This is a genomic window from Duganella vulcania (assembly GCF_009857655.1).
Classification (GTDB): Bacteria; Pseudomonadota; Gammaproteobacteria; order Burkholderiales; family Burkholderiaceae_D; genus Rugamonas; species Rugamonas vulcania.
The window spans coordinates 1-8,143 of record NZ_WWCX01000156.1; the positions used below are offsets into that span (position 1 = coordinate 1).

Consider the following 8,143-nt stretch of genomic DNA (forward strand, 5'->3'; position numbering starts at 1 on the left):
AGCGGCGGGCAGGAACGCGCGGCCGTAGCCGGCGCCGGGAGCCGGCGGCAGCGGCCGCAGGCCCAGGCCGAGTCGGGCGGCCTTCTTTTGCACGATCTGGGCGACACGCCACCCGAGTTCCGCCCCCCCCATCAATCTAATGCGGTTGATTTTCCAGGCCAGCGTCGTCATACCGGTAGATATCCCATGTCGCGATACAGTTGTTCAAGCTGGGGCAAAATGGCCTCAGCCGAGAAGGTGGTGGCGATCTTGTGCCGTGCCGCTTGGCCCATGCGCCGCGCCAGTTCCGGATCGCTCAACAGTTGCTCCCAGCGTAGCGCCAGCGCCGCCACGTCGCCGGGGGCGATCAGAAAGCCCTCCACGCCATCGCCCACCGCCTCCGGGATGCCGCCAACCGGCGTGGTCAGCACCGGCAGTCCGGCCGCCATCGCTTCCAGCACGCTCATCGGCAGCCCCTCGCTGTAGGAAGGCAACACGTACAGCGTCGCGCTCGCCAGCGCGTGTTCCTTGTCGGCGCCGCGCACCCAGCCAAGCAACTCGACCTGTGGCGCGATGCCCAGTTCACCGGCGCGCGCCGCCACCTCCGCCAACTCGCCGTCACCGCCCATGCGCAACCGCAGTTGCGGGAAGCGCGGCGCGAGGCGGCCCGCCGCCTCGAGCAGGTCGTAACTGCCTTTGTTCTTGCCCAGGCGGCCGAAAAACAGGGTCTGGCCGGCCACGCGCGCGTCCCATTCAGCGGTCGCGGCCGGCATCAGCACCGGATTATAGATGGCGTGCACATTGGGGTTGGCGGTGATGGTGGCGGCCCAGCGGCGCCAGGTCTGCGACAGCACGATCACCTGCGCGGCGCGGTCGAACACCAGCCGTACCAGCCAGCGCCCGGCGCTGCCGCACTCGCGCTCGTAAAACTCGTGGAACGCGCCGCTGTGCAGATGCAGCACGGCCGGCACCCGGAACAGGAAGGCCGGCAGGAAAAACAGGGCCTTGCGCCAGAAGCTGGCGCGCCGCGATACGTGCACATGCAGCAGGCCGATTTGTCCGCTCAGCAGCAGGACGAAAAACCGGCACCAGGTGCGCAACAGCAGCTGCAGCTTGGCGCCCGCGCCGCCGTCGCAATGGGTATCGAGGTAGACAATCGGAAAACGCTGGAACAGGCCGGCGGCCCGGTACACATTGACGACGGCGGAGATGCCGCCCATCGTGTCAAAGCGCGTCCCCAGCATGACTATTTTTTTCATAAATCCTCGTTGCAAGTTAAAACGGCGGCGCGAGCGGCCCACCGGCGCCACCGTGCGGACGGCGGCGCCATTCTACCAAGGTATCTCGGAAACAAGAGTGCGCATGGCCGCAGCCGGGCCTCACGCACCGCCGCGTGCGTCGCGCATCGGTCTGGCCGGCACGCCGGCCACGCGCGCGCCGGCCGCGACATCGCTCAGCACCACCGCGCCGGCGGCCACCGTGGCGCCGGCGCCGATCACCACCGGCCCCAGGATCTTCGCGCCGACGCCGAGGAAGGCGCCGTCGTGGATCACCGGCACCGCGTGCTGCCCGCTGCGCCCGCCAATGACGACCTGGGCGCCGATGTACAGATCGTTGCCCAGCACGGCACGCTCGTGGACCACCACCCCCAGCCCCTGGTAGGCAAAGGTGACGCCCTTGCCGACCCGGACCGATGGCGGCAACACCACGGCAAACATGATGCGGTTGAGCAGATACAGGCAGCGCGGCAGCAGCGGCACCCGCCACCGGTACAACAGCGCGGCGAGGCGGAATATGGTCAGCATCGCACCTCCTGGAGCGGCGCCAGCAGCGCATGGTACTGGCGGGCGACGTCGTCGGCCAGCACGCGGTAACTGCGGTGCCGTTCGATGTAGTCCGGCCCCCCGGCCGCGCGCTGGCGCGCCAGGCCGGGATCGGCCAGGATCTGCAGCATGCCTTGCGCCAGCTCCTGCGCCGTGCTGCCGCTCAGCCAGCCGGCCTGGCTGGCGCGCAGGACCGCCGCCTGATCGGGATTGTCATTGCCCACGCAAGGCAGGCCCAACGCCAGGTATTCCAGGATCTTGGTGGGGGAATTGGTATCGAGCAGCGCGCCGCGCGGCAGATATGACACCGCCAGGTCGGCGCCGGCCAGCAGCGGCCACGCCTGGCTGGCGGCCATCCAGCCGGTCACGTGCACCGCCGCCGCCAGCCCGGCGGCGGCGGCGTGCGCCAACAGCGCGTCCAGGTCCGCCCGGCTGGAGGCGTCGCCGATCAGCAGCAGGCGCGCTTGCGGATGCACCTGGCGCACATGGGCCAGCGCGTCAATCACCACATGCAGGCAGCGCGGACGATCCAGCGTGCCCAGATAGGCGATCACCGGCACCGCGTCCCATCCGGGCATGCGGCGCGCGACGACGCCGCGCGGGTGCAGCACCTCGGTGTCGACACCCATCGGCACCGCGGTCATCTTGTCCCGCGCCAGTCCCTGAGCGGCCACCGCCTCGAGCATCGCCGCGCTCTGCACAAATACGTGCTGGGCGCCCGGCAGCACCACCCGGTTCAGCAGCCAGCGCTCGGCCAGCCCCTTGCACAGCACCGCGCGCGCGCGCAGGCCGCCGCCGGCGGCGATCTGCGCGCGCGCGTTGCCGATCCGCCCGTCGCACATCATGAACGACATCCAGTACACAAAGGGGATGCCCTTCCAGCGCGCCACCTGCAAGGCCAGCCAGCCGATGGCGGCCATGTCCCGCACCTGGATCACGTCATATCGGCTGCGCTCGGCGCGCCACAGCAGCCGCCAGCACAGGCGCAAATACGCCCATTCGCGCCGCAGGCGGCTGCGGTGATAGGGCGAGCGGCTGGTCTGCTCATCGTCGGCGGCGCCCGCCGCACTCGCGGCCGGACCGACCAGGTGACACGCCACCCCCGCCCGCGGCAGGTAGCGCCCGAACAGGACGGCCACATCGGCGCGGAAGGTGGGGAGGGGTTCTGGCACAAACTGCAACAGCCTCAACTTGGGGGGGGAATTCAACGCTGGCCTCTGACGAAAAAAAGGAAGCGATAAAAATCGCTTCCCGGGTGAATACTGGCGGCGCGGCGCGCGGCGGCGGCATCGCCGCCCCCCCGCCCTAGGGCTGGAGTGTGACCGACTGCGCCCCCACCTTGAGCACGCGCGTTCCGCCCATGCTTGTCAAGGATACCACAGGATGCTTACACCCCACGTCCAATAGCATTATAAACTCGGCCGACTTGAGCGCCGCGTTCTTGACGTAGGCGCCATGGTACTCGGTGGTGCCGGGTTTCGGCGCCGGGCCGACCAGCGCCTTGTACTTCTGATCCGTGCTATTGGGAATAGGCGTCACGCATACCGACTGGTCCACATTGACGATCTTGGCTTCGCCGGTGACCGCGTCGACCACCATAGGCACCGGCGCGTGCAGATTCCATTCAAAGGTACGCGCCGTCGCCGAAGCGAGCTTGTCGTACACCACGAAGGCGTCCTGCGAGCGCAGATACCAGATTTGGCGCCGCGCCTGGGTCAACGCGCCGGCGAACGCCGCCGTGGCGTCGCCTTCGACGAAATCCACCGTCGACGAGCTGGAGAAGCCGACCACTTTGCCGTTGCGCACCATCGGATCGCTGTAGCCCTCCGTCCGCTGTCCCTGTCCGCCGTCGAACGTGACGGCATTCTTGGACTTGGTGGCGCGGTACCAGTCGGTCCACATCGGCGAATTGTACCAGTCGTACCAGCCAGTACCGATGAGCAGCTTGCGCCCGCCCCGGTTCAGCGTGAAGCCGTTCTGGTCGCCATGGCTGTGGTTGAACGAGCCGTAAGGGCTGGACTTGAAATACAGCGAGGTGCGTCCGCGATCGGCGATATCGCTGTGGATGGCGGCCCAGCCGATGCTCGGATACAAGCCCGAATTAGGCGGGGGCGCCACGCTGGCCACCGACAACACCGGCAGCGGGTAGGCCACTTGCAGTTGCGTCAGCGGATCCTCGTCGCCGGCGATGTTCCGGTAGTACCAGGCCGCCTGCGGCGATTTCATGCGCGAGGCCAGCGCCTTCATGTAGCGCAGGTCCGGCACTTCCTCGTTGGCGTCGCCGAACATGTGGGACGGCGTGCCCGGTGGCGTGAAATGCATGAAGAACTGCAGGAAACCCTTGGCCCATGGCTTGTCGAAGATATTCAGTCCCGACGCCGTGCTCATCGGCTGCCAAATCTGCAGCGCCGCGTCGATCGCGTACTGGCCGTAAGCGGTGCCGTTGGCGTAACCGCCCTCCGGGCCGCTCCAGTGGTAAATATAATTGACGTAGTTACGGAACGAGAAATCGAACCAGTCGACCGCCGCCGGCACATCGCCCAGCGCCAGCGTCGCGACCATCGCCAGGTAGCCGAAATTGGAGCCGCCGTGTTCGTCAAACGGGGTCTGGTCCAGCCAGCCATTCCTGCTGGACAGGTCGGCATACACGTCGGCGCCCCGCTGCGCCACGCTCTTCATCCAGGCCGCGCGCCGGGTGCTGTCCAGACTGCCGGCCAGGAAATCGGCAGCCTTGAGCAGCGAGGCGGCGATCGGCAGCGTCATGATATCGAACTGGGCATATCCGGTCGGCCCGGACGGGCTCAGCGCCGCCAGCTGATCGCCGCGCAACAACGCCTCCTTCAGGTACACCGGGTCGCCAGTCAGGCGGTACACCAGCGCGGCCGCCTCCAGCTGCCGGCGGACGATGTTGACGTGGGTACGGATGCTAGCCCATTGCGCGTTGACATCGGCGGTGACGACCTTGCTGGTGACCAGCGGCCACATGGCATCCGTGACGGGCGGCTCGGACAAGGTCACGCGCTGCACATCCCCCATCAAACGGGTCAGCGCCCCGCCCCGTTCGGTCACCATCCCGGCCGGCCAGGCACTGCGCACCGGAATTCCGGAAGGCAAGGCGCGCGGCCGCGGGCGGCTCAGGATGGCCGCGCGCAACACGCTCGATTCCGGCACTTCAAATACCGCCGAGCTACTGTTGAGCACGAAACTGCGGGGGGTCGACCATTCCTGGGTCAGCGATGGCCGCACCCGCCAGGAATAGGTGCCCACCGCCATTGCCTTGGACGGCAGATACCAGTTTTTGCTGACGGTCAGGGTGGTGACGGTGGCTGTCGTCGGCCCGGTCACTTCCAGCACATACGAGGCGGGATTGGTCCAGTGCCGCGACCACGAGAAGGCTGGCGGATTTTGCGCCTGGACTTCGAAATTGGTGGGCAACGGACGCGTTGCCAGCGGATCGGTTGATTGGGCCCAGTCCGCGTGGCAGGTACCCCAGGCAACGGATGCGGAGATCAGCACTGCGCAGTGGGCAATGCGTGCGATAGTGAAAGTCATGGGACTCTCCAGAGTCGAGAAGAACGGCAAACAAAACAAAAGAAGTGGGTCGGAACAACCCGCGCAAGGCCCGCGCACAGCCGAGATTGTGCCACAAATAAGTTTCCGCAAGAAATTAAAATTCCCTGCCGACAAACCATATTTGTCTGCCTGAATGCCTTTTACTATACAACATTTGTTGCGCGGGGCAGCCGTTTTTTTTCCTCAAAGCCAGCTTTTCCCGCACTGAACCAGCGCCCTGCCGCCGGGCACACACATCAACAAGGTGACCCACCAGCGCTTGGCGCGCACACCGTTGCGGATACCCAACAGTTGCCGCAGCGCGTAGGCGCGACGACCGTTCAGGCAGGCGCTACGGGCCACACTGATGCGGGCGTCCGCCACCAGCCACAGGGCGGCCTCGCGCATGGCCGCCGGCACGCTGCCGGCCTGCACCCGGCGCTCCAGCCGCTGCAGCGCGGGCAGCAGCGCGGTGACCGCATTGCTGGCCACTAGGCTGCCACTGACGGCCACCCGGTACGCCACCAGCGGGGTCGAGCAATAAACCAGCGTCAACCGTTCCATCAACCGGAACCACAGGTCCAGATCTTCGCCCAGCGATTCCCCCACCGGAAAATAGGGGGCGAAGGGCAGCAGATCGCGGCGGCGCACCGCCACCGAGTTGGTGCAAAACAGCGAGCCGAAGCGCAGCCGGTAGAAGCCGTCCTCGATGACCTCGAACGGGGCCGGCGCCTGCGCCGCCCCCACCTGGGCTTCCGCGCTGCCGTCGGGAATACGGCGATAGGCGGTCGCGTAAAACGCCCCCTCGGGATGGCGTTCGGCCATCGCGACCACCGCCGCCAGGTAGCCCGGTTGATACCAATCATCGGCGTCCAGGAAACAAATCAAGTCGCCGCGGGCAACCTCGATGCCGCGGTTTCTGGCCAGCGAGACACCGCCGTTGGCCACGCGGAGCAGACGCACCCGCGGTTCGTCCATCGCCGCCACCACGTCGGCGCCGCTGTCGCGCGAGCCGTCATCGACCACGATCACCTCGACCTCGGCATGGGATTGGTCCAGCACCGAACGTATCGCCATCTCGACAAAAGCCGCCTTGTTGTACAAAGGCATGATTACCGAACACAACATCAGTATCCCCCCCGCGCGGACGCAGCATTTTGCGCAAAGGCAACAACCGGCGCAGTCGCCGGCGTCGCGACGGCACCAGATACCGCCGGCCGCTGCCGCATATAACCCGACAAGACCATCAGGAACAACAGCTGCATCATCTGCTCGGTACCGAAACCGATCAGGGACATCGGCACCTCGCTCACCGAGCGCGACAGCATCATCACGAACAGCGCCAGCGACAAGCCCTGGCTGGTGCGCACGGTGCGCACGGTGAACCAGAGCAGGGTCGCCAGGTACACGATCAGCCCGGCAAAGCCCACGATGCCGGCGCTGGCCAGGCTTTGATAGAACTGGCTGTGCGCGTGATAGGCATACGGTATGTGGATCTGATAGCGGTACGCGTCGTCAAAAATGGTCAAGCCATAGCCAAACACGGGGCTGCGGCGCCATTCCTTGAGCGCGATCTGCCAGATCTCGTCTCGCCCTGTCAGGCTCACCAGCTCGGCGCCCGCGCTCGAGCCGAAGAAGCGCGCGATGCGGTCGCCCAGGCCGCCGAACATGAAGGCCAGGCAGACCAGCGCCAGCCCGCCAAGCACTGCCAGGATCAGCGCCACAGGCAGATGCGGGCGGCGGTGATCCAGCAAGCGCCGCAGCAGCGACTGGTCGCCCTGGAAATAAATCAGGCAGGCGATGCCAAGCAAGAAGGAGATATAGCTGGATTTGGATTGGGTCAACAGCAAGGTCATCAAACCGAGCCCCCAGGCGAACCAGGTCAGCAGGCGATTGGCGTAGGGGCTGTGCCATAGGCATAGCAAAAACACGACCGACAACGGCCCCAGGCTGTTGGCGTGGGAACTGAGGCCGGCGTAGCGTATGTGCACGCCAGGCAAGATGCCGAAGTAATTATGGCTCATCACCAGTTCCGGCCGCAGCGGCGCGAGCACCGCGCCGACCAGCATGAACACCAGCACGCCGTTGCGGAACGTACGCAGCGCGGTCTCGGTCTCCGCGCGCGACATCAGCAACGCCGCCACGCCGGCCCCGACGAACATAAAGTAATCCTTGAGCAGCGAATGGTGGGCCGACAAGAAGGCGCTGGTTACGATGTTGGTGACGAAAAACGTCAGGAAACCGCCCAGCAGCAGCAGCGGCACCGCCGGCCGCCGCCGTCCCGCCAGCAGGTAATGGCCGATGCGTTCAAATGGCACCAACAACAGCATCAGCGTCGCCACCCGGCTGGCCCAGGCGACCACCGCATGCTTGGCAGGCGGAGCGCCGATCATCATCGTCTCGTCGAAAAAGAAAAGATTGCGCCCGGATAACAAGGCGCCCACGCCGATCGACAGCAGCACCGGATAGAAGATATAGGGCAACAGCCCCTCCTCGCGCTTATGCCCCAGATGCAACAGGAAGGCGGCCCCAAAAATGAGCGCAAAGGCCAGCAGCAGCACCACCGCACCAAAAATTATCAGATCCATTCGGTTTCCTATCGTTTGTCGCAAGCCACATTCATGTAATTAATCAGCCGCCGCGGCAGCGGCGGACTGAAGCGCACCAGCATCTGCAGCACGCGCGGGCCCAGCAGCTGCGGCGCGCCCACCACCAGCAGCGCCGTGACGCCTGCGCCGCACAAGCCGCCACACAGCAAGGCCAGCGCCGGTGCCGGGCCCAGCCCGCGC

The 8,143-nt window shown here is 66.2% G+C and carries 6 protein-coding genes and 1 pseudogene; all 7 read right to left on the reverse strand.

Annotated elements, in window-relative coordinates; translation table 11 throughout:
• Positions 1-167: 167 nt before the first annotated feature.
• Positions 168-1,238 carry a glycosyltransferase family 4 protein gene (locus GTP90_RS33840; RefSeq protein WP_161087629.1) on the reverse strand — a complete coding sequence of 357 codons (1,071 nt, stop codon included), beginning with the start codon at positions 1,236-1,238 and terminating at the stop codon, positions 168-170.
• A 120-nt stretch (positions 1,239-1,358) separates the two neighbouring features.
• Complete coding sequence (locus GTP90_RS33845; protein WP_161087630.1) at positions 1,359-1,784, reverse strand: serine O-acetyltransferase; 426 nt, start codon at positions 1,782-1,784, stop codon at positions 1,359-1,361.
• Positions 1,778-2,974 (reverse strand): glycosyltransferase, encoded by a 1,197-nt coding sequence (locus GTP90_RS33850; protein ID WP_161087631.1) that lies wholly within the window; start codon positions 2,972-2,974, stop codon positions 1,778-1,780. The genes GTP90_RS33845 and GTP90_RS33850 overlap by 7 nt, the downstream gene beginning before the upstream one ends.
• Before the next feature lie 133 nt (positions 2,975-3,107).
• Positions 3,108-5,354 (reverse strand): DUF4962 domain-containing protein, encoded by a 2,247-nt coding sequence (locus tag GTP90_RS33855; protein ID WP_161087632.1) that lies wholly within the window; start codon positions 5,352-5,354, stop codon positions 3,108-3,110.
• Positions 5,355-5,558: 204 nt separating this feature from the next.
• A complete protein-coding gene (locus tag GTP90_RS33860) occupies positions 5,559-6,482 on the reverse strand; it encodes a glycosyltransferase family 2 protein (protein WP_161087633.1) in 924 nt (307 codons plus the stop codon).
• Entirely contained in the window at positions 6,482-7,915 is a 1,434-nt protein-coding gene (locus GTP90_RS33865; RefSeq protein ID WP_161087634.1) for an O-antigen ligase family protein, read from the reverse strand. The genes GTP90_RS33860 and GTP90_RS33865 overlap by 1 nt, the downstream gene beginning before the upstream one ends.
• Positions 7,916-7,950: 35 nt before the next feature.
• Positions 7,951-8,143: pseudogene (locus GTP90_RS33870) on the reverse strand (lipopolysaccharide biosynthesis protein); the annotation flags it as partial.

What these genes read in the sequence shown, in the direction of transcription:
- GTP90_RS33860 (WP_161087633.1), bottom strand. Translation starts at nt 6,482, where the DNA reads ATGTTGTGTTCGGTAATCATGCCTTTGTACAACAAGGCGGCTTTTGTC.
- GTP90_RS33855 (WP_161087632.1), bottom strand. Translation starts at nt 5,354, where the DNA reads ATGACTTTCACTATCGCACGCATTGCCCACTGCGCAGTGCTGATCTCC.
- GTP90_RS33840 (WP_161087629.1), bottom strand. Translation starts at nt 1,238, where the DNA reads ATGAAAAAAATAGTCATGCTGGGGACGCGCTTTGACACGATGGGCGGC.
- GTP90_RS33845 (WP_161087630.1), bottom strand. Translation starts at nt 1,784, where the DNA reads ATGCTGACCATATTCCGCCTCGCCGCGCTGTTGTACCGGTGGCGGGTG.